Source organism: Pseudomonas sp. SDO5532_S415 (assembly GCF_054071155.1).
Genome location: NZ_JBSVWS010000002.1, coordinates 99,294 through 118,419 on the forward strand (window position 1 = coordinate 99,294; position 19,126 = coordinate 118,419).

General features: G+C 56.9%; 26 protein-coding genes, 1 tRNA gene and 2 pseudogenes. 19 read left to right on the top strand and 10 right to left on the bottom strand.

Annotated features, from left to right (window positions below; translation table 11 throughout):
• The 4 genes from ACW9HW_RS01915 (at nt 1) to ACW9HW_RS01930 (ending at nt 2,986) form a co-directional block, all read left to right on the top strand.
• Nucleotides 1-357 (top strand): hypothetical protein, encoded by a 357-nt coding sequence (locus ACW9HW_RS01915; RefSeq protein ID WP_457397895.1) that lies wholly within the window; start codon nt 1-3, stop codon nt 355-357.
• Nucleotides 358-536: 179 nt separating this feature from the next.
• Nucleotides 537-1,013 (top strand): hypothetical protein, encoded by a 477-nt coding sequence (locus ACW9HW_RS01920; protein ID WP_457397898.1) that lies wholly within the window; start codon nt 537-539, stop codon nt 1,011-1,013.
• A 24-nt stretch (nt 1,014-1,037) separates the two neighbouring features.
• Complete coding sequence (locus ACW9HW_RS01925) at nt 1,038-2,591, top strand: hypothetical protein (protein ID WP_457397900.1); 1,554 nt, start codon at nt 1,038-1,040, stop codon at nt 2,589-2,591.
• Nucleotides 2,592-2,647: 56 nt separating this feature from the next.
• Nucleotides 2,648-2,986, top strand: a complete 339-nt coding sequence (locus ACW9HW_RS01930) for a hypothetical protein (protein ID WP_457397903.1) — start codon at nt 2,648-2,650, stop codon at nt 2,984-2,986.
• Between the two features lie 147 nt (nt 2,987-3,133).
• On the opposite strand, the gene ACW9HW_RS01935 is transcribed toward ACW9HW_RS01930, so the two are convergent.
• Nucleotides 3,134-3,466: a YceK/YidQ family lipoprotein gene (locus ACW9HW_RS01935; protein ID WP_457397906.1), complete on the bottom strand. Its 333-nt coding sequence runs from the start codon at nt 3,464-3,466 to the stop codon at nt 3,134-3,136.
• A gap of 191 nt (nt 3,467-3,657) precedes the next feature.
• Here ACW9HW_RS01935 and ACW9HW_RS01940 point away from each other — a divergent pair, with 191 nt between their 5' ends.
• Nucleotides 3,658-4,083, top strand: a complete 426-nt coding sequence (locus tag ACW9HW_RS01940) for a cell wall hydrolase (protein WP_457397909.1) — start codon at nt 3,658-3,660, stop codon at nt 4,081-4,083.
• Between the two features lie 41 nt (nt 4,084-4,124).
• Complete coding sequence (locus ACW9HW_RS01945) at nt 4,125-4,592, top strand: lysis protein (protein WP_457398000.1); 468 nt, start codon at nt 4,125-4,127, stop codon at nt 4,590-4,592.
• Nucleotides 4,593-4,599: 7 nt separating this feature from the next.
• Here ACW9HW_RS01945 and ACW9HW_RS01950 read toward each other — a convergent pair whose 3' ends face one another.
• The 4 genes from ACW9HW_RS01950 to ACW9HW_RS01965 all read right to left on the bottom strand — a co-directional run bounded on the left by ACW9HW_RS01950 (nt 4,600) and on the right by ACW9HW_RS01965 (nt 6,311).
• Nucleotides 4,600-5,169, bottom strand: a complete 570-nt coding sequence (locus ACW9HW_RS01950) for a hypothetical protein (RefSeq protein ID WP_457397911.1) — start codon at nt 5,167-5,169, stop codon at nt 4,600-4,602.
• A gap of 83 nt (nt 5,170-5,252) precedes the next feature.
• Complete coding sequence (locus ACW9HW_RS01955; RefSeq protein WP_457397914.1) at nt 5,253-5,603, bottom strand: hypothetical protein; 351 nt, start codon at nt 5,601-5,603, stop codon at nt 5,253-5,255.
• 122 nt (nt 5,604-5,725) lie between these two features.
• Nucleotides 5,726-5,962 carry a hypothetical protein gene (locus ACW9HW_RS01960; protein WP_457397917.1) on the bottom strand — a complete coding sequence of 79 codons (237 nt, stop codon included), beginning with the start codon at nt 5,960-5,962 and terminating at the stop codon, nt 5,726-5,728.
• Between the two features lie 139 nt (nt 5,963-6,101).
• Entirely contained in the window at nt 6,102-6,311 is a 210-nt protein-coding gene (locus tag ACW9HW_RS01965) for a hypothetical protein (RefSeq protein WP_457397919.1), read from the bottom strand.
• Between the two features lie 114 nt (nt 6,312-6,425).
• Here ACW9HW_RS01965 and ACW9HW_RS01970 point away from each other — a divergent pair.
• Nucleotides 6,426-6,570: transfer RNA gene (locus ACW9HW_RS01970), tRNA-OTHER, on the top strand.
• 133 nt (nt 6,571-6,703) lie between these two features.
• Nucleotides 6,704-7,209 (top strand): annotated as a pseudogene (locus ACW9HW_RS01975) (phage head morphogenesis protein); the annotation flags it as partial.
• Here the strand turns inward: ACW9HW_RS01975 and ACW9HW_RS01980 are convergent.
• On the bottom strand, nt 7,210-7,785 hold the full coding sequence (locus tag ACW9HW_RS01980; protein ID WP_457397922.1) for a hypothetical protein: 576 nt from the start codon (nt 7,783-7,785) through the stop codon (nt 7,210-7,212).
• A gap of 126 nt (nt 7,786-7,911) precedes the next feature.
• Between ACW9HW_RS01980 and ACW9HW_RS01985 the strand changes: the two genes are divergently transcribed.
• Nucleotides 7,912-8,067, top strand: a complete 156-nt coding sequence (locus tag ACW9HW_RS01985; protein ID WP_170948643.1) for a hypothetical protein — start codon at nt 7,912-7,914, stop codon at nt 8,065-8,067.
• 471 nt (nt 8,068-8,538) lie between these two features.
• Nucleotides 8,539-8,732 (top strand): annotated as a pseudogene (locus ACW9HW_RS01990) (DUF2514 family protein); the annotation flags it as partial.
• Nucleotides 8,733-9,236: 504 nt separating this feature from the next.
• On the opposite strand, the gene ACW9HW_RS01995 reads toward ACW9HW_RS01990, so the two are convergent.
• On the bottom strand, nt 9,237-9,758 hold the full coding sequence (locus tag ACW9HW_RS01995) for a DUF3016 domain-containing protein (protein WP_457397925.1): 522 nt from the start codon (nt 9,756-9,758) through the stop codon (nt 9,237-9,239).
• 194 nt (nt 9,759-9,952) lie between these two features.
• Between ACW9HW_RS01995 and ACW9HW_RS02000 the strand changes: the two genes are divergently transcribed.
• From ACW9HW_RS02000 to ACW9HW_RS02015, 4 genes are all read left to right on the top strand, one after another.
• On the top strand, nt 9,953-10,189 hold the full coding sequence (locus ACW9HW_RS02000; RefSeq protein ID WP_095193364.1) for a hypothetical protein: 237 nt from the start codon (nt 9,953-9,955) through the stop codon (nt 10,187-10,189).
• Nucleotides 10,190-10,287: 98 nt separating this feature from the next.
• Nucleotides 10,288-10,482 (top strand): hypothetical protein, encoded by a 195-nt coding sequence (locus ACW9HW_RS02005; protein ID WP_095193365.1) that lies wholly within the window; start codon nt 10,288-10,290, stop codon nt 10,480-10,482.
• A gap of 307 nt (nt 10,483-10,789) precedes the next feature.
• Nucleotides 10,790-11,410 (top strand): hypothetical protein, encoded by a 621-nt coding sequence (locus ACW9HW_RS02010; protein WP_095193367.1) that lies wholly within the window; start codon nt 10,790-10,792, stop codon nt 11,408-11,410.
• Nucleotides 11,411-11,527: 117 nt separating this feature from the next.
• Complete coding sequence (locus ACW9HW_RS02015; protein WP_170948641.1) at nt 11,528-11,677, top strand: hypothetical protein; 150 nt, start codon at nt 11,528-11,530, stop codon at nt 11,675-11,677.
• On the opposite strand, the gene ACW9HW_RS02020 is transcribed toward ACW9HW_RS02015, so the two are convergent.
• Nucleotides 11,643-11,813 carry a hypothetical protein gene (locus tag ACW9HW_RS02020; RefSeq protein WP_170948644.1) on the bottom strand — a complete coding sequence of 57 codons (171 nt, stop codon included), beginning with the start codon at nt 11,811-11,813 and terminating at the stop codon, nt 11,643-11,645. The genes ACW9HW_RS02015 and ACW9HW_RS02020 overlap by 35 nt on opposite strands.
• A 136-nt stretch (nt 11,814-11,949) precedes the next feature.
• On the opposite strand from ACW9HW_RS02020, the gene ACW9HW_RS02025 reads away from it, so the two are divergent.
• Nucleotides 11,950-12,195, top strand: a complete 246-nt coding sequence (locus ACW9HW_RS02025; protein ID WP_457397930.1) for a hypothetical protein — start codon at nt 11,950-11,952, stop codon at nt 12,193-12,195.
• A gap of 329 nt (nt 12,196-12,524) precedes the next feature.
• The gene (locus ACW9HW_RS02030; RefSeq protein WP_095193368.1) at nt 12,525-12,722 is read left to right on the top strand and encodes a hypothetical protein; all 198 of its coding nucleotides are present in this window, start codon (nt 12,525-12,527) and stop codon (nt 12,720-12,722) included.
• Between the two features lie 73 nt (nt 12,723-12,795).
• Here ACW9HW_RS02030 and ACW9HW_RS02035 read toward each other — a convergent pair whose 3' ends face one another.
• A complete protein-coding gene (locus ACW9HW_RS02035; RefSeq protein ID WP_095193369.1) occupies nt 12,796-13,911 on the bottom strand; it encodes a Gfo/Idh/MocA family protein in 1,116 nt (371 codons plus the stop codon).
• Nucleotides 13,912-14,061: 150 nt separating this feature from the next.
• Nucleotides 14,062-14,982, bottom strand: coding sequence for a MurR/RpiR family transcriptional regulator (locus ACW9HW_RS02040; protein WP_095193370.1), 921 nt, complete (start codon nt 14,980-14,982; stop codon nt 14,062-14,064).
• A 310-nt stretch (nt 14,983-15,292) separates the two neighbouring features.
• On the opposite strand from ACW9HW_RS02040, the gene ACW9HW_RS02045 reads away from it, so the two are divergent.
• From ACW9HW_RS02045 to iolB, 3 genes are all read left to right on the top strand, one after another.
• The gene (locus ACW9HW_RS02045) at nt 15,293-17,230 is read left to right on the top strand and encodes a bifunctional 5-dehydro-2-deoxygluconokinase/5-dehydro-2-deoxyphosphogluconate aldolase (protein ID WP_457397934.1); all 1,938 of its coding nucleotides are present in this window, start codon (nt 15,293-15,295) and stop codon (nt 17,228-17,230) included.
• A 158-nt stretch (nt 17,231-17,388) separates the two neighbouring features.
• Complete coding sequence (iolE, locus tag ACW9HW_RS02050; RefSeq protein ID WP_095193372.1) at nt 17,389-18,282, top strand: myo-inosose-2 dehydratase; 894 nt, start codon at nt 17,389-17,391, stop codon at nt 18,280-18,282.
• On the top strand, nt 18,279-19,088 hold the full coding sequence (gene iolB / locus ACW9HW_RS02055; protein WP_457397938.1) for a 5-deoxy-glucuronate isomerase: 810 nt from the start codon (nt 18,279-18,281) through the stop codon (nt 19,086-19,088). Before iolE ends, iolB begins: the two co-directional genes overlap by 4 nt.
• Nucleotides 19,089-19,126 lie beyond the last annotated feature (38 nt).

A 19,126-nucleotide genomic window follows, 5' to 3' on the forward strand; every position in this document is an offset into this window, starting at 1 on the left:
ATGGCTCTATTTGGCCTGCGTGTCTTTAACGAGAGCGGTCAGCTCGCTATGGACACCAACTCGTTCACCTACCAGGTGCTCTGGCAGGGCGTGATTGATTTCAGCGGAGCCGTGCCCAGCTACTCGATCAGCATTCCAGGGTTCAACCCGGCCACCTGCGTGTTCATGATCATCCCGACGAGAGCGCAGGACGTGCAATCCGCTGAGAACGATGGCCTGGGAAACACGAAGTCATACCCCTATGTCACCACTGGCGCAGGGGTCGTGACTGTCCTGCCAAAAAACCCTTCCGCTGGCGCTTCCATTGGCCAGACAAGGATTGTCGCCAAGGGCTACGCCATAAGGTTTTCGACATGAGCTATGGATTCCAAAGCATCAACGACAATGCATTTGTTCAGATCGATTCCGAAGCGCCGCGGTTGTGCATGCTTACAAAAGGGGCGTACGCCGGTAGCGGTGATGCCACTGGCGTTTTTGCTCGACCCGTAACGAGCGGGGATCCTCCTATAGTCTTCATCCGTCCGGATGCCGGTGTGATGCAGGTCCCGATATCGGTGTGGTTCACCGGCGGCCCGGGAAACTGGACCGGGTTTTCAATGAAGGCCTCGGTAGTCAATGCCAGTCTCAGCGGTCTGTATTTCGTCGCGGCTTGGGCCTCGATGGGGACAGCGACGTACGGCATGCGGCTATGGGGGCCCGATGGTGCGCTGGTTTATGACAGCGGAGTCCCTGCGGTGGTGGTGACCCACGCCGCCGGCAACTGGGCTTATCTCGGTGACGAGGTGCTTTCCGTTGGGCGCCGTTACATCTGGGGCATTGGCAAACTGCTTGGGGCTGGGGAGTACATCTCGCTGAACCCCTTCGCGATGAACTGCCATAACGCCTCAACCGGCGGTGGCTGCGCCCTGGCCGTCGACTACGCCAATGCCCGAATCTTGATGTACAGCCTCGCAACCAACGCCTGGACTGACCAAGGTCACCGGCCATTTCTCTGCGCCAAGTTACTGGCCTGAGCCTTATTTTTCTGGAGATAACCCATGCCCTGGTATAAATCAGGAACGGTTTCTGTCGCCCAAAATTCGAACGCTGTGATCGGCGCCGGTACCGCTTTTATTGCCAATGGCCGAGTCGGTGATGCATTTCGCGGTCCCGATGGCGGTTGGTACGAGATCACCAATATCGCCAGCGACACAGCCATGGCTATTTCGCCCAATTACCAAGGCGCACCAAATTCAGCCGGGGTCTACGCCCTGGCGCCCATGCAGGGTTATGTCAAGGATTCGGCGGATGCCTTGCGGGCGCTGGTCAACACCTACGGTGAGAAGTTGGCAGCCCTGGGCACCACCGGCAATTACGACATTCTGCCCATCACCAAGGGCGGAACAGGAGGCGATTCTCAGAGCACAGCACGTACTGGGCTCGGCCTTGGGACAGCGGCTACAGCGACAATCACCACGAGTCAGACCGACACCACAATAGGTCGAGCAGCCAAGATTGGCGATTTCGGCCTGGGTTCAACAAGCGCGGACAGTGTCGTTGTTTGGCCTAATGCCTCCCTGAACAACGTCGCCAACGTCGGCCAGGGCAACTACTCGACGGCGGGGGCTGTAACCGACATTCCCGCCGGGTTCTCTCCGAGCACGATCAGTTACGGCGTCCGGACTGGCGATGGATCGACTACGGGCGAATACACGCAAACGCTAAGATCATTGGCGGGCGCCACAGCCACGCGCGGCGGGACGGGAACCCCCTCAGCTCCGACATGGAGCGCCTGGAGTATATCGGCCAAGGCTGGAGCTAACAGCGACATCACAAGCTTGTCGGGTCTTACTACGCCCATGTCGGTCGCCCAAGGCGGCACAGGCAAAACGTCAGAGTTCCGCAAGGGTCAAATATCCGGCCTTCAGATGGTTTATGCCGGTCGCACCAGCCTGACCATAGGGTCGGGTTCGGCCTACATCCCGAGCCTTGGAAAGATAGTCGAGTTGTCTGCCGACAAAGCGCTAACCAGTATGGCCTTGGCTGCAACCGCATGGCATCACGTTTATTTGTACGAGAACGCGGGGGTGGCCGACATCGAAGTATCGGGGGCGGCGCCTGTGCGATACTTCGGCACCGCCTACCACAAAAACGGTGACACTTCGCGCAGATACCTGGGCAGTTTCTTGACCAATGGTAGCGCGCAAATGTGGGCGTTCCGCCATGTCCTATTGAGTAATGAGCTGGTTTACCTTGAGGGGTCGCCGCCGACAGCTCCGTTCCTGATCACGAACGCATGGGCCGGAACATCGCCGTCACCGCAACCAACTAGCACTATCTGCCCGAAAGAGACAGCTACGCACGCCCATTTGGGGGTGCAATCCACTGGACTGGCCTACTTCTACTCATACGAGCAGGCGTCTGTAGGCGATCAAGCGCACTTTGTTACGGTATGCGGGAGTACCGCGACCTCATTCAACATCCTCAGCGATATATGGGTCCCCCTGGACCGCAGGGGCGGCGTAACAGCTGGCTACTATCTGGTGTCAGCGCAGAATATCGCCGGCTCACTGGTCACGTCGTTTGTCTACGGCTACAAGTTCGAAAGATAAGGGCTTTTATGCCGGTTACAGAGGCTAACGTTAACAATCAATAAAGAGTTAGAGAAATGCCATACGCCATTAAAGTCGACGGAAGTTTCCGCGCAATCGATCCTTATATGGAGCTTCAAGAAGGGGAGACCTATTACGAAGACGTCCCGCAATGGGTTTATGAGAAGATGGAGGCGGACAGGATCAAGCGCGAGCAGACAGTAATCGAGGATCAATGGCGAGCCGACGAGCTGGCACTTATCGCCGACCAGTTGATCGCGTTGGAGGACGCAGACCCTTCAGCACTCCCCGTGACGGAGACCGAATGGAGAGCGCACCGAACAAAAGTCAGAGCCTGGAAAGAGGACGCTGAGCACTTCCCAGAAGCGGAATATCGACCTGTTCGACCGTCCTAATCCACGCAGCAGATACAGCAACCCGCCATTGTGCGGGTATTTTTTTGCCTGGAGAAAAGTATGTCGATCAGCGCGCAGCGACTGCCGCAGATCTTCCCGAACGCCGGTGTGAGCACCTGTAAAAACCAGAGGTTCACAGTGACTGCGTCATTCGAAGCGCGCTTTCGGAATATCTCCGTACTTGTTCTGCAAGTAGATTGTGTATGGCAGAACTACGGTGTCCGCGACCCCAGATAACGCCAAATCCAAAACGATCAATGGCGCCGCAGGGTACCCATCAAAGCCCACAGAGCGGCGAGGCTCTGCATCCAAGGTGCAGTAATTCAACGAGGCACCGCTGTAGATTCGCGGAATTGAGTCGCAATGAGAGTTCCAGCGGGCAAGCTTGTTGCTCGAGACCATGTCATTTCTGAAGACGGTGTTGATCGTCCCACAGCCTGTTAATAGGGCCGCTCCCAACAGAATGCTGACGAATTTCATTTTTGCGCTTCCTTGCTTAGCTTGATGGTGATTTTTTAAGAAAAACCGAGACATTCTGTCTGAGTCACCACTGATAAACCACAACCTTGCTGAGCTGCGAATGGCTGAGCAACGCCTTCTCATTGGTTCAGTATCCGAAAAATCCATGCGCCGGCCCAATTGCCGGCTTTTTTTGTGTCCGGAGAAACGTTATGACTGCAACCGAAAAGGACCGCGACATCCTCGCGCGGACGCTGTGGGGGGAGGCGCGGGGTGAAAGTCTGAATGGCCAGATCGCCGTGGCCTGGACCATCCGCAATCGCGTAAACGACGGCAAGGAAAAGTCGTGGTGGGGCGAAGGCTACGCTAGCGTGTGCCAGAAGCCGTACCAGTTCAGCTGCTGGAACAAAACTGACCCGAACTATCAGTTCCTGATTGGCGTGAAGCAGATCCCGTTCCGCGAACTGGCACAGTGTCGAGTCGTGGCCGACCAGGTGATCGACGGAAAGATGCCCGATCCCACCGGTGGAGCCACGCACTATTACGCGATCGCCATGAAGACGTCGCCGGCGTGGGCAGCGAAGGCGAAACAGACACTGAAGCTGGGCGGGCACGTCTTCTTCAAGGATGTGCCTTGAGCTCGCTGGCGTGGAAGGTTGCCGTTGCACTGGCGCTGGTGATGTTCGGGGCCATAAGTGCCTGGACTGCTCAGGGCTGGCGATACGGTGCCCAGCTTGCCGAGCAGTCGCGGTTGCACACCGACACCCTCAACCAGCTGGCCATGGTCGGCGCCGCTGCGCAGAAAGACGAGCAGGACAAACGTCTGGTGCTCGAGCAGCGTCTGGCAACCAGCGACCAATCCCATCACGAGAGTTTGACCAATGCCCAAAAAGACCAGGCTCGTCTACGCGATCGCCTTGCCACTTCTGATCTGCGGTTGTCAGTCATCCTCGACCAGGGTTCAGCCGGTGGCTGTTCAGTGCCTTCCGCCCCCGGCACCGTCGGCCTGGTTCATGGCGCCGTACGAGCCGAACTTGACCCAGCGCATGCTCAACGAATTGTCGCCATCACCGATACCGGTGACCAAGGACTGATAGCGCTGGCCGCGTGCCAGGCTTACGTGCGAGCCGTTACGGCGAGTAATTGATATCGACTCATGAGAACGTCAAAAACGCGGTGTACGCTGAGCGCATCCCCCACACAAAAAGACCATAAGAAGTTAGGCCAAGCAATATGGATAGGAGGTTGAAGCCCAGCCCAGTACGCTGTTTCCAAGTTTCAGACTCGGCATATAGCCACTGACTCAGGTACGTAGAGCCCGATGCTACAACTATGGCAAAAACACCTGCCACAAAAATCGCAAGAGCCTCAGCAAAAAGAGGGATTCGAGATTGTTGCTCTTCGGTAAGTTTGCCAATGAACGCAAGTAAAGCAACCGACGCACCGCCATTCATCAAAAGCGCCGTCTTAACCGCGTTTTGACCGGACTGAATTACTGAGCGGAACATCTCAAGATCGGAAGCATGACTGCTTTTTTCCCTTTCAACCATGAGTTGAAGCTGGGCCTTAAGATGTTCAATTTGATCTGGGCTTAACACTCCGGGTTCTGTAGCGATAACCTGCTCAAGGTATTTGATCAGGTTATCGCACTGAAGTGTTTCGCTGTTGGTCCTGACCTCTTTAACAGAATTCAAAAGCTGTGTAGCAAATGCTTTTACGCTCATTGTCGATCCCTGGTAGGAGTAGTGTTTTAGCGATTCGTCAAGATACCAAACCCAATGCCAATCGACGTATGTTCGCGCGTCGCCTATAAAATTGTTTTTGTTTCAGGTACCAGGCCGGAAAGGATGCCACGCAATCGCTCAGCTTCACGTTGATGGCCTCTAGCCGAAATGTCCAGGTCGTATAGCTGCTTACGCAGGGTCGCTGACTCGCCTGATCTTGCGCGCAAATTCACCATGGCTTCGTCCCGCTGCTGGACAGCTTCGGCATGCATCTCGACCAGCTTGAAGATGTTCTGCCGGGCCTGGCGCAACTGCAGAGTCAGTTCCTCAATTTCGTTCTCAAGCATGCGGAGCTGATGCTGGCAGGTTTCAAGTGGCGTCGGGCAGCCGAGCCAATCGCTGGTGTCTTCGATTTCGTAGGGGTCCACGTCCATGCCTTACTGATACTGTCTGTATATACAGTAATCCAGGCGGCAGACTTTCGCGAGGGTGAGGCGACGAGCAGGGTGCTTTAAGGGAGAGTGTTCGGTCGGCACAACGCCGCTTCCGTGTCGATTTAGAGGCGTTTTGCCCAGTCGTACACGCGCTGATTGATCTCACCCAGCCCACCGTCGCGGGCGATCCATTCTTCACCGGTCCGTCGGCAGTGTGCTTTCAATTCGTCGACGCTGATGCCGTGAAACGCCGCGACGGCTGGTGCGAGGTTTTCCGGGGCGTCGCCGCCGTCACGCAAGGCCACAAACATCAGGTGATGCGCGGGCCAACCGGTATACAGACTATTCGGCTCAGTCATTTGATTTGCTCCTGTTGGGAGAATATCCATTGTAGGCCCAATGTGGCGAAGCAGACTTGGACGATAGGTGCGAATTGTTTCAAGGTGTCCAGTCAGCGGAGAAGTCTTTCGGGTACGGCGTCAGCGACGATCCGGCGGATTACTCGGGGGCCATCATCACCGCAAGCGTCATCTTGATGAACTCCTCGTTGCGATCGATCGCTTCAAGAGCACCGCGGACATTGTCGGCGACCTCGGCAGCACCACGCTGCTCCACCCAGTTCGTGAGCTCCATGATGGCGGCCTCGAGGGCGAGTTGGTTTTCGTTGATCTTGAAGAGGAGAGATGGGAGCAGGTCTGAGTGCGGCATCGCGAATCCTCGGTTTTGAGGTCAAGCGTAGCATCCAGGTTAAATGAAGGGTTTTTACGATCGGCAGGACGCCAAGGCAGGTGCTTTCTTGCCGAAAGCCTGTAGGGACTTTTGCGGGGAAACGTGAATCGCGGTAAAGCACGGTACGGCATCGATTGCAGTGGGCGCCGTTCCAAAGGACTGTTCCGTATAGCTTTTTAGGCCCCTTGCAAGCATGGGGTGCTAGGGGTCGAGTGTTCGAATCACTCCGTCCCGACCATATTTACTGAGTAAAATCAGACACTTAAGCCGATCAGTTAGATCGGCTTTTTTGTGCCTGCGCAAAACTGGCGCAAAACTACCCGGTGATTTCGCTGATATTCAGGTCCGGAATTGCCTCGGACCAGATGATCAACTTCCAGATCATCAAGAACATTCGCCGGCACCAAGGCGCGGAAGTACGACGACGGCATCCTGGCCACGACGAACCGGAACGCCGGTGCGATCGTTCGCACGGCGGTGCAGCACGTAGCCACCCAGCCAGTGCCGGACGCTCGATAAGCGCCGATTCAAACTTACCGAAGGGGCGCGGCCGCCGATTCACATCAACTGCCGTTCGACGGTGGTTGCGGTGCCGCGCTTCAGTGCCCTGTTCGCTAAGGACGCAACCCGGGCATTCATCGGTGACGGTGGCGCTCAGCAGGTGAGGGCAGACCTCAGCTAATACGACTGGCTCAAGCAGCAGCCGGCAGCTTTCCAGGACAAGGCCATTGGCCCGGTTCGGGCAAAGCTTTTCCGTGAAGGTGGGCTTAGCGTCGAGCGATTCGCCGAGCTGCAGCTTGATCGGAACTTTGCGCCGCTTACGCTAGCGGAGATGAGAGCTCTGGAGCCGCTAGCGTTTTGGAGTGCGGGTATTTAGCTAACAACGACTCCGATCAGAACTGATTGAATTCATAAATTTTTGAAATTCGTATCTCCATTTATCGTGGTTTTTGTTGAATTTTTCTAAATATTCGTTAGAGATTTTATCGTCCCTCTCATTCAGCGCGTTCTTCAGGGCAGTCACTAAATTCAGGCTCAACACGGAGAGTTCGGCAGGGGCATAAACGCTGAACGAGTAACCAGCTTTCATGAGCTCATCGAGCCTTGAATTGTAAATTTCGTTTTTGAAATCACCATAACCTGTCATTGCCATCAGGTTCCCTAGTGCACTGATAAATAGGTCGGCCTTGACGCGCAAGTTTTGCTCTTGGGTGTCAATTCTTGCTATGCAGGATTGCCGATTGGCGATTTCTGCAGTTTGTGAAGCTGTCATCCAGCTCGTCACGCCGGTGCTCATCGTGGCTGCCAGAACAAGAAGTCCTGTTATGGCCGGTATGAGAATTGGGCTCCATAGTTCAAGCCTTGTTTTCTCACCAGGTGTAGCGTCCGTCATCTGTTGCTCCTGCACGTAATTTAATTTCGCCGGCGAATTCTCCGCATATTCAGAAATCATTTCTATCTCTGCAGACAGGGCCTGCACCTACGTCTCAGGGAGACAACGTCAGCTGTTTCGTGATCGTTGACGGAGGGAGCGGATCTGCATATACAGTCCGTTCTTTCCATTTTTTTTCGGTAAGTCATGAGCGAAGAACGAGATATTCCAGAGCCCGAGCACGATCATCTGCTCGATCATGAATTCCATAATGACGAGTCATGGGTCGAAGAAGACGCTCAGGCAGTTGTTGACGAAGATGATGACGTTGATTTTCTTGATCAGATAGATCAGGACGACTGACACAGAAGTACTTAACACCCCAAAAGCCCGTCCATTCGCACGGGCTACATGCTTTGAATCAAGCCTTGGCGACCAGTGGAGTTCGCAAACGACGTGGCGTTCGCGCCATTGATCGCGGGGAGTAAGGCATCGGGCGGCGGGCCAACGGTGCTGGGAATGGCGGCGGGGCCGCAAAAGGAAAAATTGGCGGCACCAAAACGGAACGAACCGAGGCGATTGCCAGCAAGTTCCCAGATCTCCCTCTCAAGTCGGGAAATAACACATGTCTTTGGCCCAAATGCAGGTTTTCAACCAGTATTCTTGTAGGAGTCGTTCTTCCAGAACCTGGCCGCCGCTCTAGCGCCGCGTAGATGTTACGCCGCGAGTAACACCGTAAGCGCAACGGATCTCAGAGCTGATGAACACCTCGGTGAAAACTGCCGGCGGCTTTGGCCCGCAGTGCTATGAGCCGGCTCAGATGACCTGGTTGCAGCGGCCACCCTCAGTTGCCTCGTCACGGATACCGCCGCTATTTCCCGAGGTCAGGCAGCTACCCGCGCCGCAATGGTGCTCTCTAAACTGTCTCACGGACTGATGCTGGACAGGGAGAGCTGGCGAAAGTTTATGACCGCGCCCAAATAGCGGGTCTGGTGTGTCAGGCGTCCTATAATGCCCTCATTCGGTAATGTTCTATGCATTTCGACACGCGGGCGAAAGGGAGGGAGTCACTGTGAGATGGCATCTCAATGGCTGGCAAAGGGCTTGGGTGGTGTGCAGTGTGGTTTTGGGGGTGGTTTTTGCGCTTGTCGCTAGCGACACCGCAGGGGGCGTTGGCTTAGGACTGCTGTTGCTCCGTATGGTCTTGTGGACGATGATCGTTGGTGTGCCGCTCTATATCTTTGGCTGGGCTGTGGCCTGGGTTGTCCGCGGATTCAAGGATGGAGGGCGCGAAGGGCCTCGGTCATGAAACATACCATTGAAGGAATGATCATGCCCCCCCTGAACGGGGCGAAGGTTTTCCAGATCGGCCAGAGCCTGGGTTTTTTCATATCCTCCCTGTCACGCCAACGTCATACGTACCCAGCACAATGCTCCCAGCCAAAGGGATTTGGCTCGCGCATACCACAGAGAGCCCGGCCAATGAGCCGGGCTTTTTTCGTGTCTGGCCCCGAGGGCGGAGTGTATGGAGGTCAATTCAACCCAATCTTATGTTGCTCGGTGAATTGTCTGCGGAACCAGTCCGAAAGCATGGCCTTCTCGGAGTAGAGTCTGTCACTTCTGTTGGCGCGCCCCGGGCGTTGCAGGTAGAACTGATCGATGACCCTGGCGTCGGCCTGGCTCACGATCTGACCGTTTTGTCTGAGCACGTAATGTAGATCGATGCTCGGCCAGGTGATATCGCGCATGAAGCGCACCTCATAGGCATTTGGCCTCCAGGGTTCGTAGTGACCGGCCAGGTCGATGTTGCGTATTTCAATTTGCAGTTGCTGGCCGGGCGGCAGGTACCGCTCGCCAAGCTTCTGGATGTAGCTGCGCAGCTCTTTCATGACATAAGGGTCGGCACCACGTTCGTAGCCTGGGCTATCCAGGCTGGCATCGCTGAATTTTTCGGGGTTCGTGAAGACGACTTCGACCGAAGGCTCTGCGGTGGCAAGTGGCACTGTAAACAGGGCCAGCAGTGCGATCGAGGTGCAAGCGGTTAATGGGCGCATGGCATCACCTCCAGGCGCAGCACTTTTCAATGCATGCTGCACCGTGCTCATTTTACGCCCAAGGTGCATGTCAGGGCTCTGACATGATCTGTCGCGGAGTGCGCAAACCTCCGCGCCCTGGAGCCCGGCTCAGTGCCAGGCTTTTGTTTTTCCCGCCACTTGCTACGCTTTCCCCGAGAACTGGAGGAAACGCCATGCCAGACGATCCTACTCCCGCACTGCTTTACCGCATGAACCAGAACATCATGGCTCTCGGGTCTGCTCTCGAGGAGATCGGTATCTGGATCGGTCAGCGTGGTTCCACGAACACTTCTGACCGAGTCAGCAAGCACCTGCAGGTGCTGGAATCCAACACTGATGCCATTGCTGGATTGATGGCTGACCTGATCGCCAGGTGCAAGCCGGATGAAGAGGAAGAGCCGGAAGACTGACAACAACTTTAAGAGTGCCGCAAAGGCCGGTGCCGGCGTTTAATCCCGTAGGGCACTGATCATGACACTACCTCAACTCTCGATGAAGGAGATTGATCATGCCCATGCCCTATAAATTTCAGACGAGCAAGGAGCACTGGGTTGGCGTCAGCGAGGATCGGACCAACTCCGATTTTGTATTGCTCACCGTGGCCGTCGAAAACTGGGGAGAGAAAACCATTAGGGTGGATAAGCGTGCCTTGCCTGAATTGGTTGAGCTCTTTCAGACTGTGGCCATGCAGTGTCGCAGATGACCGACAAACCCGCCTCCATGTCATCGACGGCATCCCCCGGACGAGCAGGTGCGTAAGCGTGTGCGTGCGATGCCGGAGCCGAAGCCGGCGACGATGGTCCATTGCCATCGTTTCGGCGGTAGGGAAGTGATCGAGCCCAAAATCTGCGTCCTGTTGAAGTGCAGCAAGCCAACTGGTGGGACGAAGCAGCTGCTGTGCGTGGGCTGCTTCATGCGTGGCGAGAGGGATGTCCTTGGATAGTAGTTTGACGACTAGATAGGATTCCAATGGGCTGATATAACGCCTCGCAATCTGAGCGAGGTGGAAAATGACGAAGGGATGGGTTGGGTTGCTTGTCGTAGTGTCTTCGTTGGTTGGGTTGGTTGTCGGGTTCGCTTTTGCTATACGGCTCAATCCTCAAACCGCAGATGTGTACCTCCTCAATCTCGGCAGTGTGGGGGATTGGGTCTCAGGAGTAGGCGCACTCTCTGCTGTATTCGTAACACTATGGCTTAACGACAAGCAGCGAAAAGAAAATACAGAAAGGATCAAGGTTGAGCAGGTCTCCCGCGAGGAAGGCTTGTTAATCAGTGTGATATCTTCCGGGAATAGGCCGTCACTCGTTACAGGTCTGTACATCGGACACAAAAACTCAGAAGAGAAGCTGCATCTTTCAAAAAGTAATTTTCTTAAAGAAAAATTCCCTATAGGCCGAATCGATTTCGGTGAACTAATCAGCGTTTTGGTGCTGGATAAGTTCGATCTGCAGATAGCCCAAGAAGCCGAAAAGAGATTCGGTAAAAAATTTGATGACCTTTTGTTAATAGTCACTACAAGCTTGGGGCGATTTTCTTTTCCACTAGATTCAGTTTATGTGTCGTATATGCGACATCATTTGGAAAGTGAGCTGAAACGTCAAAAGTGGAAAGAAGCGAACACTATGCAATGAGTCCACAGAATACGAAGCCCTGGCATCCGCCGGGGCTTTTTATTGGGCGCGATTCCGGAGGGTTAGCGCCGCGCCGGGCCGGATGGCTCAACAACGGGCGGATGTGTGGAGGCGTGCATGAAACTGAAACTCGACGAGCAAGGCCACGTTGTATTGCAGGACGCCAAGCCCGTGTATGTGCATGACGACGGAAAAGAGGTGGCATCCGATGCGGCTGGCACCGTTGCCACGGTCACTCGCCTGAACACTGAAGCCAGGGGCTGCTGACGACGATGCACTTCGCCATCGGCACCTGCTCATTCAATCGGAAGGCCAGATCTTCAGCTTCGCCTTTGCTGGCTGCCGCATAGAGATCGTCTGGGCCTTGAGCGTGCACATACAGCATCTCGGTGTCTTCGGGCATGTAGAAATCCTCGCCCGCCGTTCACCGGCAGGCTGAATGTTAATTTTGTTCAGCTTTGAGTTCGGGACACTTGGCGCTGCTCTGGGTAAAGTCGACACCGCTTGCCCGGCCAGGTGTGTTTCAGATGGATTACTGAATGGCCAGCATTTGGTCAGGGTGGGCACCAATTTCGCGGCTTGTCGATCAGCGTTGTCGCGGCGAAGGCGACTTCAATGTCTCCAGTCTTCGACAAGTCAACGACCTCGAGCAGAGCCGCTACGTCGGCGATGCAGCCATCGCCTTCAGCGCGAAAAGCTATCAGCCGTGCAACGATCGACTCGGACATAAAGATCCCTCGCCCTTCGTACGCCGGCATGTTGTAAGGTTTTGGTTTGCAGTCTGATGAATTCGGTGGGGACGCTGGCAGTGGGTATCAGGGAATAGCTGATATACGAGAAAGACTCACTCGAATAATGTTCAGTGGTTCGCCCTGCCAGCTGTTTCAGAGAAGTGCTGAGTGGCCGCAACTGGTCAGGGTGGGCTTTTTCTTTAATCGCGGCCCTTGTAGCGGTACACGTAGGTGAACCAGAAAAGGGCTGGCACTGTGAGCAGGATCATGGTGCCACCCGCCATGCCCACCAGCGGGCCAAGCCATTGTCGGTGTCGCCGGCTAGCGTGATTCGTTTAAGTTGGGTGATATGATTCGCCGCCTACCAGACAGGGAGTACGGTAATGGCTTGGCTCGAAAAACTACAAGTGTTCCGTGAACGGTTCACACCCCGGCGCCGACGCATCGTCGGTGGTGCACTGCTCGCTGCCTGGGTCGCCGGCGTGGTGGTGTGTCCCGGTCAATATCTGCTTGGGCTATCTATCCCCGGAGTCATCATTTTCTTTAGCGGCTGGCCTGCTCAACCCGACAGAAATGGCTGACTTTTCGATGCCCGGAGCGGCTTTCCTGGCCGCGTTTTTCTCGCGCTTCCTGCGCTGATTTATGACTTGGCGATCAAACCTCACTCACATCAACCCACCGCCGCTCCCGCGCCGCCAATCGAATCGCCGTCGCCAGTCGCTCCACTTCAAAGGCTTCTTCGAAATCGGTACCGGCCTGTCCATGCCCCGCCAAGGCCATGACCAACTCATGCACTTCCAGCGTCTTCAACTCGTTGTAGCCCAGTTGATGCCCCGGTGCCGGGCTGAATGCTGCGTAACCGGGCAGGTTAGGGCCGGCGAGTAAGCGCTGGAAACCGTCCTGGCCGACGCGGCACAGGCGTAGTTCATTCAAGCGCTCCTGATCGAACGTGAGGGTGCCTCGGGTGCCGCTGATTTCGAAGCTCAGGTGATTCTTGTAGCCGTGTTTGAGCCAGCTGCTGCTGAAGGTGCCACGCGCGCCGCTGGCGAAGCGCAGCAAGGCATGGGTCTGATCGTCGACGGCAATGCTGCGTTGATCCTGGCTACCGGCCATGGCCGGGCGTTGGCGGTGTACGGTCTGGGCGTCGGCACACACCGATTCGACATTGCCTAGCAGATGGCGCGCCATGGCCAGCAAGTGGCTGCCCAGATCCGCCAGTGCACCGCCGGCGTGTTCAGTCTCGCAGCGCCACGACCAGGGGGACGCTGGATCGGCCATGAAGTCTTCGCTGAATTCACCTTGAAAGCTGATGATCTCGCCGAGGCTGCCGTTCAGAATCAGTTCGCGCGCCAGGCCGATGATCGGGTTGTGCTGGTAGTTGTAGCCGACACGAGTGACGACACCGGCGTGCCTGGCCGCCAGGTGCATGGCATTGGCCTGTTCCAGGTTCACCGCCAGTGGTTTTTCGCAGTACACCGGTTTGCCCGCGGCGATAGCGGCCATGGCCATCGGGTAGTGCAGGTGGTTGGGTGTGGTGATGGCGATCAGGTTGACCCTGGGGTCGTCGATCAATTGTTGCCAGTCGCCATGGGCTTGCTCGAAGCCCCAGGCAGTGGCGCAGGCTTGCGCACGAACGGGATCGGCATCGGCCAGGGCGGCGAGGCGAAGCGTGAAGGGCAGTTCGAATGCCGCGCTGACGTTACGAAAAGCCAGGGCGTGGGCACGCCCCATGAAGCCCGTGCCGATAAGTCCGATACCGAGTTCGCGCATGACAGGATCCTTGAATTTTTGTTTTCAGAGATCCAATTTATAGAATAAAAATTCTCTACCATCAATTTCTAGAATAAAAATTTACAATATGCGTTGAACCGCTACTCAAAAATCCTTGGCAATGCGCGGAGCCATGGCGCCAGTTCTCGCTCAGTCTTCGAACCCGACCTGCTCGTGAATCTCGTCGACCTTCAATTCCAGTCGATAGGCCACGGCGATAAACAGTGCCTGGCACAGGCACAGCGTCGCGCTCAGTGAGCGGAAGGCGAACGAGCTGCCTTCATTGACCAGCAGCACAGCATTGGCGCGCTTGGCCAGGGGAGAGAGGTTGCTGTCGGTGATGATCAGGGTTTTCGCCTGATGGTGTTGGGCGATGCGCAGGCAGTGCTGGGTTTCCTTGCCGTAGGGGGTGAAGCTGATGGCGATCACCAGGTCATTGGCGCGCACGCTGCGCATCTGTTCGCGGTAGCTGCCGCCAAGGCCCGAGACCAGGTGGATGCGTTTATTGGTGTGTTGCAGGTTGTAGACCAGGTAATCAGCCACGGCGAACGAACGGCGCACGCCGACCACGTAGATGTTGTCGGCATTGACCACCAGGTCCACTGCCTTGTCGAAGGTCTGGTCATCGAGTTCCAGCCCCAGGCGCTCGATGCCTGACAGGGTCGCGTTGATGCACTCGCGCGCCAGGTCGCCGCCACTGGCTTTCTGCGACTTGTTGGCGATCATGCTGCGAATGCGCTGCTGGTAGTTCTGCACCGGCGTGGTTTTGTGGGTATACGCCTCGCGGAACAGCGCCTGCATTTCGCTGAAGCCGCTGAAGCCGAAACGCTGGGAAAACCGCACGATGGCCGACGGGTGCACTTCGCACTCGCGGGCGATGTCGCTGATGCGGTCGACCATGATCCGGTCGCTTTGCTGGCTCATGTAGCTGGCAATGCGTTTGAGCTGGCGCGGCAGACTTTCGTATTCCTGGGTGATCAGCTGCAACAAACGCTCGGCGTTGATCGGGGGGCTGACAAGATCGCTCTCGGGCGTGCTTTCGGTCGTAGCCGGCTGATCGGTGCGGGACATAGGGAATCCTTCTGGCTTGTTCTTATAGGGACGATTGTTCACCTCGTCCCCTGACAATAGGTTGGCTGTGCGCAGTCTACAGGGTAGGCCCGGACAAAATCTTGAGCTTGCTGTGGTATGAAGCTTGCTGAAACGATGCACCGCGTCTGGAACGCCTGTACTAAAGTTTATTGGAAAAAATATTCCATGTAAAAATATTTGGAAAAATTATTGATTCTTCGGTCCCGGTCGTTTTAGTCTGCATCCCACCAAGAGTGTTCGGCGCGGTCATCGTCCTGGACACAGGCTGATAAAAATAACAGGAGCCAGCATGGGCCAGACTCGTTTTTCCGGTGGGCGGCAATTGGATCTCATCTGCCTGGGACGCCTTGGCGTCGACCTTTATGCGCAGCAAGTCGGGGCGCGGCTGGAGGATGTGAGCAGCTTCGCCAAGTACCTCGGTGGATCGTCCGCCAACATCGCATTCGGCACCGCTCGACTGGGGCTCAAGTCAGCGATGCTGAGCCGGGTAGGGGACGACCATATGGGGCGTTTCCTGGTCGAATCCCTGGCCCGCGAAGGCTGTGACATCAGCGGTATCAAAGTTGATCCGGAGCGCCTGACCGCGATGGTGTTGCTCGGTCTCAAGGATCGCGAAACCTTTCCACTGGTGTTCTACCGTGAGAATTGCGCCGACATGGCGCTACGGGCCGAAGACATCAGCGAAACCTTTATCGCCTCCAGCAAGGCCTTGCTGATCACCGGCACGCATTTCTCCACCGACGGCGTCTACAAGGCGAGCATCCAGGCGCTGGACTACGCCGAAAAACATAACGTCAAACGGGTTCTGGACATCGACTACCGCCCGGTTCTGTGGGGGCTTGCCGGCAAGGCAGACGGCGAAACCCGTTTCGTCGCCGACCAGAACGTCAGTCAGCACGTGCAGAAAATCCTGCCGCGTTTCGACCTGATCGTGGGCACCGAAGAAGAGTTTCTGATTGCCGGCGGCGCGGTGGATTTGCTCACGGCGTTGCGCAATGTCCGGCGGCTGAGCGCGGCAACCCTGGTGGTCAAGCTCGGCCCGCAGGGTTGCACGGTGATTCACGGGGATATCCCGGCCCGCCTCGAAGACGGCGCGATTTATCCCGGCGTGCGCGTGGAGGTGCTCAACGTACTGGGCGCGGGCGATGCCTTCATGTCGGGCTTTCTCAGCGGTTGGCTGGAGGACGCCAGCTATGAGCATTGCTGCCGGTTGGCCAATGCCTGCGGCGGCCTGGTGGTCTCGCGCCATGCCTGCGCACCGGCCATGCCGACCCGCGCCGAACTCGATTACCTGTTCAACAGTCCGGTGCCGATTACCCGGCCGGATCAGGATGCCTCGCTGCAGCGCCTGCATCAGGTCAGCGTGCCGCGCAAAGAGTGGAAGCAACTGTTCATCTTTGCCTTCGACCATCGCGGGCAACTGGTGGAACTGGCCCAGAAGGGCGGACGCGACCTCAACGCTATCGGCGAACTCAAACAACTCTTCATCAAGGCCGTGGAGCGGGTCGAAATCGATTTGCGCAAGCAGGGCATCGAGGCCGATGTCGGGCTGCTGGCGGACCAGCGTTTCGGCCAGGACTCGCTCAACGCTGCTACCGGTCGTGGCTGGTGGGTGGCGCGGCCGGTCGAAGTACAAGGCTCCCGGCCATTGGCCTTTGAACACGGGCGTTCGATCGGCAGCAACCTGATCGCTTGGCCGCAAGAGCAAATCATCAAATGCCTGGTGCAATTCCACCCGGACGACGAGCCCATGCTGCGCCTGGAACAGGAAGCGCAGATCAAGGGTTTGTATCAGGCATCGCAAGTCAGCGGTCATGAACTGCTGCTGGAAATCATCCCGCCCAAGGATCACCCCTCGACGCACCCCGACGTGTTGTATCGCGCACTCAAACGCCTCTACAACCTGGGCATCTACCCGGCGTGGTGGAAGATCGAAGCGCAAAGCGCCGAGGAGTGGAAGCAACTCGACGAACTGATCCAGGAGCGCGATCCGTATTGTCGTGGGGTGGTGTTACTGGGCTTGAACGCGCCGGCGACGGCGTTGGCCGAAGGGTTTCAGCAAGCCAGTCAGAGCCGGACCTGCCGCGGTTTTGCCGTTGGCCGGACGATTTTTCAGGAGCCGAGCCGCGCGTGGATGGCCGGTGAAATCGACGATGAGGCGCTGATCCGTCAGGTACAGGGCACCTTTGTCGAGCTGATCGATGCCTGGCGCAGTGCCCGCGCCTGATGTTACTCCGCGAAACCCTGTGGGAGCGGGCTTGCCCGCGATGACGGCGGTACATTCAGCATCAATGTGACTGCTAGATCGCTATCGCGGGCAAGCCCGCTCCCACAGGGTCCTACGTCGTTCTTACTGATGTGTGTAAAACAATAAAAGGTGCAGCCATGCCCGCTATCCGAATTGGCATCAACCCGATCTCCTGGAGCAACGACGACCTGCCGTCCCTCGGTGGCGAGACGCCGCTGAGCACCGCCTTGAGCGAAGGCAAGGACATCGGCTACGAAGGCTTCGAACTCAACGGCAAGTTTCCCAAGGACGCCGAAGGCGTTGGCGATGTGCTGCGTCCGTATGACCTGGCGCTGGTGTCCGGCTGGTATTCCAGTCGCCTGGCCCGCCGCTCCGTTTCCGAGGAAATCGACGCCATCGGCAGTCATGTCGAGTTGCTGGCGAAGAACGGCGCCAAGGTACTGGTTTACGGTGAAGTCGCAGACTCGATTCAAGGCCAACGCATTCCTCTGGTCGAACGCCCGCGTTTTCACACCGAACAGGCGTGGCAGGCATACGCTGACAAACTGACCGAGCTGGCACGCTTCACCCTGTCACAGGGGGTACGTCTGGCGTATCACCACCATATGGGCGCCTACGTCGAATCCCCGTCGGACATCGACACCCTGATGACGTTGACCGGCAGCGAGGTCGGCCTGCTGTTCGATTCAGGCCATTGCTACATGGGGGGCGGTGAACCCTTGCAGGTACTGCGCAAACACATCTCGCGCATTTGCCATGTGCATTTCAAGGACGTGCGCAAACCGGTAGTGCAGCTGGCGCGCAACAACCTCTGGAGTTTCCCGGACTGCATCATCAACGGCACCTTCACCGTGCCGGGCGACGGCGACATCGATTTCGCCGAACTGTTGGACGTGCTGCTGGCGGCCGATTACCACGGCTGGCTGGTGGTCGAGGCCGAGCAGGACCCGGCGGTGGCGCCAAGTTATGTCTACGCGAAAAAAGGCTTCGACACCTTGCGCGCGCTGCTCGACGAGAGGACTGCGCGATGAGCCTGCTGGTCAAAAGCAATGCCCGTGGCCGAACCATGGTCGAGTTGGGCGAAGGTGAGCTGCAATACGTTGGCTTCGCTGCCTATCGGTTGAGCCTGGGTGAAACCTTGCCAGTCGCATCGGGCGACAAAGAACTGTGCCTGGTGCTGCTCAGCGGCCGGGTCAGCATCAAGGGTGAAGCGCCGGGGCAGGGTGCGTTCGACTGGGACAACATCGGCGATCGCCAATCGGTGTTCGAAGACAAATCCCCGTTCGCCGCGTACTTGCCACCCGGGAGCCAGGCGCAAGTCGTTGCGTTGAGCGATGTGCAAATCGCTCTATGTGCCGCACCCGGTTCGGCCACCGCCAACCACGGCCCACGCCTGATCAAACCTGAAACCATGAAACGCAGCGTGCGCGGCAAGGGCGCCAACACCCGTTACGTCTGCGACATTTTGCCGGACACCGAACCCGCCCATTCGTTGCTGGTGGTGGAAGTGCGCACGCCCTCGGGGCATTCATCGAGCTACCCTCCGCACAAACACGACACCGACGACCTGCCGCACCAGAGCTTTCTCGAAGAAACCTATTACCACCAGATCAGCCCGCCCCAGGGCTTCGTGTTCCAACGGGTCTACACCGACGATCGCAGCATCGATCAGGCCATGGCCGTGGAAAACAGCGACCTGGTGGTCGTGCCCAAGGGCTATCACCCGGTCAGCGTGCCATACGGTTACGAGTCGTACTACCTGAACGTAATGGCCGGCCCGAAGCGCGTCTGGCAGTTCCATAACGATCCGCAGCACAGCTGGCTGCTGGATCTCTGAATTCCAACGTCTGAATTTCAAGCTCTGCACGGAGAATA

Coding starts and splice junctions, on each gene's coding strand:
- ACW9HW_RS01965 (WP_457397919.1), bottom strand. CDS start 6,311: ATGCCGCACTCAGACCTGCTCCCATCTCTCCTCTTCAAGATCAACGAA.
- ACW9HW_RS01955 (WP_457397914.1), bottom strand. CDS start 5,603: ATGGACGTGGACCCCTACGAAATCGAAGACACCAGCGATTGGCTCGGC.
- ACW9HW_RS01930 (WP_457397903.1), top strand. CDS start 2,648: ATGCCATACGCCATTAAAGTCGACGGAAGTTTCCGCGCAATCGATCCT.
- ACW9HW_RS02010 (WP_095193367.1), top strand. CDS start 10,790: ATGACGAAGGGATGGGTTGGGTTGCTTGTCGTAGTGTCTTCGTTGGTT.
- iolB (WP_457397938.1), top strand. CDS start 18,279: ATGAGCCTGCTGGTCAAAAGCAATGCCCGTGGCCGAACCATGGTCGAG.
- ACW9HW_RS02005 (WP_095193365.1), top strand. CDS start 10,288: ATGCCCATGCCCTATAAATTTCAGACGAGCAAGGAGCACTGGGTTGGC.
- ACW9HW_RS01925 (WP_457397900.1), top strand. CDS start 1,038: ATGCCCTGGTATAAATCAGGAACGGTTTCTGTCGCCCAAAATTCGAAC.
- ACW9HW_RS02000 (WP_095193364.1), top strand. CDS start 9,953: ATGCCAGACGATCCTACTCCCGCACTGCTTTACCGCATGAACCAGAAC.
- iolE (WP_095193372.1), top strand. CDS start 17,389: ATGCCCGCTATCCGAATTGGCATCAACCCGATCTCCTGGAGCAACGAC.
- ACW9HW_RS01935 (WP_457397906.1), bottom strand. CDS start 3,466: ATGAAATTCGTCAGCATTCTGTTGGGAGCGGCCCTATTAACAGGCTGT.
- ACW9HW_RS02045 (WP_457397934.1), top strand. CDS start 15,293: ATGGGCCAGACTCGTTTTTCCGGTGGGCGGCAATTGGATCTCATCTGC.
- ACW9HW_RS01980 (WP_457397922.1), bottom strand. CDS start 7,785: ATGATTTCTGAATATGCGGAGAATTCGCCGGCGAAATTAAATTACGTG.
- ACW9HW_RS02020 (WP_170948644.1), bottom strand. CDS start 11,813: ATGCCCGAAGACACCGAGATGCTGTATGTGCACGCTCAAGGCCCAGAC.
- ACW9HW_RS01945 (WP_457398000.1), top strand. CDS start 4,125: ATGTTCGGGGCCATAAGTGCCTGGACTGCTCAGGGCTGGCGATACGGT.
- ACW9HW_RS02025 (WP_457397930.1), top strand. CDS start 11,950: ATGGCCAGCATTTGGTCAGGGTGGGCACCAATTTCGCGGCTTGTCGAT.
- ACW9HW_RS02030 (WP_095193368.1), top strand. CDS start 12,525: ATGGCTTGGCTCGAAAAACTACAAGTGTTCCGTGAACGGTTCACACCC.
- ACW9HW_RS01915 (WP_457397895.1), top strand. CDS start 1: ATGGCTCTATTTGGCCTGCGTGTCTTTAACGAGAGCGGTCAGCTCGCT.
- ACW9HW_RS01940 (WP_457397909.1), top strand. CDS start 3,658: ATGACTGCAACCGAAAAGGACCGCGACATCCTCGCGCGGACGCTGTGG.
- ACW9HW_RS01960 (WP_457397917.1), bottom strand. CDS start 5,962: ATGACTGAGCCGAATAGTCTGTATACCGGTTGGCCCGCGCATCACCTG.
- ACW9HW_RS02035 (WP_095193369.1), bottom strand. CDS start 13,911: ATGCGCGAACTCGGTATCGGACTTATCGGCACGGGCTTCATGGGGCGT.
- ACW9HW_RS02040 (WP_095193370.1), bottom strand. CDS start 14,982: ATGTCCCGCACCGATCAGCCGGCTACGACCGAAAGCACGCCCGAGAGC.
- ACW9HW_RS01920 (WP_457397898.1), top strand. CDS start 537: ATGCAGGTCCCGATATCGGTGTGGTTCACCGGCGGCCCGGGAAACTGG.
- ACW9HW_RS01950 (WP_457397911.1), bottom strand. CDS start 5,169: ATGAGCGTAAAAGCATTTGCTACACAGCTTTTGAATTCTGTTAAAGAG.
- ACW9HW_RS01985 (WP_170948643.1), top strand. CDS start 7,912: ATGAGCGAAGAACGAGATATTCCAGAGCCCGAGCACGATCATCTGCTC.
- ACW9HW_RS02015 (WP_170948641.1), top strand. CDS start 11,528: ATGAAACTGAAACTCGACGAGCAAGGCCACGTTGTATTGCAGGACGCC.
- ACW9HW_RS01995 (WP_457397925.1), bottom strand. CDS start 9,758: ATGCGCCCATTAACCGCTTGCACCTCGATCGCACTGCTGGCCCTGTTT.